Source organism: Thomasclavelia sp. (assembly GCF_017889095.1).
GTDB lineage: Bacteria > Bacillota_I > Bacilli_A > Erysipelotrichales > Coprobacillaceae > Thomasclavelia.
The window spans coordinates 1-2,513 of record NZ_JAGHEW010000161.1; the positions used below are offsets into that span (position 1 = coordinate 1).

Consider the following 2,513-nt stretch of genomic DNA (forward strand, 5'->3'; position numbering starts at 1 on the left):
CCTTTTATATAGTCTATACTGGTCGTTGCGTTTCAAATGTTCTGTCATATTTTTTTGTATCCCAGAATTTTGTTTTACCATCCTCTCTTAGAGCACCTGCTTGTCTTCTCTCTGTAGTAGTACCGCGCGAATTTAAAATAGCTTGCCATTTTTTATAATATAATGTAGTAGTTAAGAAGTTTTTCCCAATTGCCCTTAAAAAGCTTGAAATAAATGTTTTTACAGCAGCAGTAGTAAAAATCCCTGTTAAACCACCAGTAAGAAATCCCAATGCCACCGAAATAGCGCCTGATGCTAAAGACATTGCAACATTTACTTTTTTATATTCACCTTTGTAATAAAATGTTCCATAACTTGCTTGTGGTGCAATTGATCTATCAAATTCAGTTTTCAAATTCAAAGTATCACTACTTTTTTTCTCTACATACATATCTATATTTTGAATTGGTGGATAAGATTTCATTTCTTCAACAATCGTTTTACTAATTCCATTATCGTATAAATCACTAGCTTGCTTTGCCAATCCTAAATTATAATCTTCAAAATCATAATAAACACCATTTAGTTTAACATACTGCATATCTTTATCAATTTCTAAAGAAATCGACTCACCATTTTCTTCAAAGTCTGAATATATAAAATCATCATCTATTTTATAATCAAGAATTTCTGTATCATATTCACCATAATTATATGAATAATTTATGTCATCATTAACCGCACCTATAAGCCCCACGCTACTTTGAGTACATAAAACACTAATTACTCCCATTAATATTATCTTTTTAATTCTATTTTTTTTCATAATCATTATTACCTTTCACATGATTTATCTTCACACTTGAATTTATAATAGGAATTTAGCCATAAATTAATATAAAACTTAATTACCTAATATAAAATAAATATTAAATTAACATTAGAAAAGAATTAGCCAGGTTTTTATTTTATAAAAACTTTTCTAAATTTCTTTTCTTATTTATTGTAACGTCTAGACTATTTACAATTTTATTATAGGGTTATTAAATATTAATGTAAATATGTCTTGTACAAGTGGTAAGGAATCATGTTCAAGAGGTAATTATTTGGTATTTATTTTTATTGCTAACTGATTTTCTTTTAAATCAGCTTCAATCTTCCAATTATGAAGCATAACAATATTCTTTACGATTGATAAACCTAAGCCTGTAGAATCATTATGTCTAGATAAATCGGCTTTATAAAAGCGATCAAAAAGTCGTTTGGGATCGATATTATCTTGATCTTTGATATTATTTACAAAGATCAATGTTCCATCGATTTCTTTAATTTCAAAATAATTATCCCCATGTTTAAGGGCATTATTGATAATATTTTGAACCATTCTTGTAAATAATTCTTTATTTGAATGAAGAATTAAATGTTCATTTGAAAAGGTAATAATGGGTTCTACATTCTTTTTTTCAAAATCATAATAAAATGAAGCCAATATTTTACAGACTAAGGGATATATTTCAATATCTTCCATTGTAAGCTGGTAATCACTATCATTGATTTTAGAATGAATAAATAAGTCTTCAAGAATTGATTGTAAGGATTCTAAACGAAAATCAATTGTTTGCAAATATTTTTGTTTTTCTAGTTCATTATTTGTTTGTTCAAGCAAGCGAAGATAACCACGCATACTAGTTAATGGAGTACGAATATCATGGGAAATACCCGACATCATGGTTTGCATTTCTTTTTCTTTATGCAAAGATGTTTCTTTAGTTTGATCAATTGTTGCATATAAAGCATTGATCTTATTTTGTAGTTGTTTAACTGCTGGTAAACTGCTTTGAATGGCAACTTCAAAATGACTACCCGTTTGATTTTTGTAATCTATTTGTTGATTTATTTTTTTAATATCTTGTAAAAAAAGAAAAAGAAGGGTTATTGATATGATTAAAGCAATCATTAACATACTGACAATAATCATCATTTAATAACACCTCCTATATTTTATAAATCCCGTTTACTAATGATTATTACACTTAATATATTATACACTAATATATAGACAATGCACACAATCATCATTTTAACTAAAACATCTCCAGTTAGTAAATCAAAAGTCATTAAAAAATGAGTAAGGGTATATTTAGATAAAAAAGATACATTCAATAAATCAAACACAGTATTAATAACAGGCAATAACATTCCTGAAGCAATTAAGAAATTTACAATAATCGCAGCAACTTTACTTTTAAATAAAGTAGCGACAAAAGTAATTAGGCTGAATGTTGCTAATGCGTGTAAAAACATCGTCAAGATTGATTTAAATATTGTTGTAATTGTTTCAATTTCAAAACCATCAACAATCATCATTCCAACAACAAAACTAAGTCCATAACAACTTACTAACATCAATAAAATCAAGACAATTGCTACTACGATCTTGGCAACAATAATCGAAATTCGCCCATTATTTAAAGTAGCAATATTTTTAATATAACCACTGCTATATTCATTACAAATAAAAATTGATAAATAAA

The 2,513-nt window shown here is 26.9% G+C and carries 3 protein-coding genes; all 3 read right to left on the reverse strand.

Going from position 1 to position 2,513, the window contains the following annotated elements; translation table 11 throughout:
• Positions 1 to 13 precede the first annotated feature (13 nt).
• The gene (locus J7M77_RS07220) at positions 14 to 805 is read right to left on the reverse strand and encodes a hypothetical protein (RefSeq protein WP_296877163.1); all 792 of its coding nucleotides are present in this window, start codon (positions 803 to 805) and stop codon (positions 14 to 16) included.
• Positions 806 to 1,081: 276 nt separating this feature from the next.
• A complete protein-coding gene (locus J7M77_RS07225) occupies positions 1,082 to 1,960 on the reverse strand; it encodes a HAMP domain-containing sensor histidine kinase (protein WP_296877164.1) in 879 nt (292 codons plus the stop codon).
• Positions 1,961 to 1,980: 20 nt separating this feature from the next.
• Positions 1,981 to 2,513: ABC transporter permease (locus J7M77_RS07230; RefSeq protein WP_296877165.1), on the reverse strand; the 533-nt coding region annotated here is incomplete at its 5' end.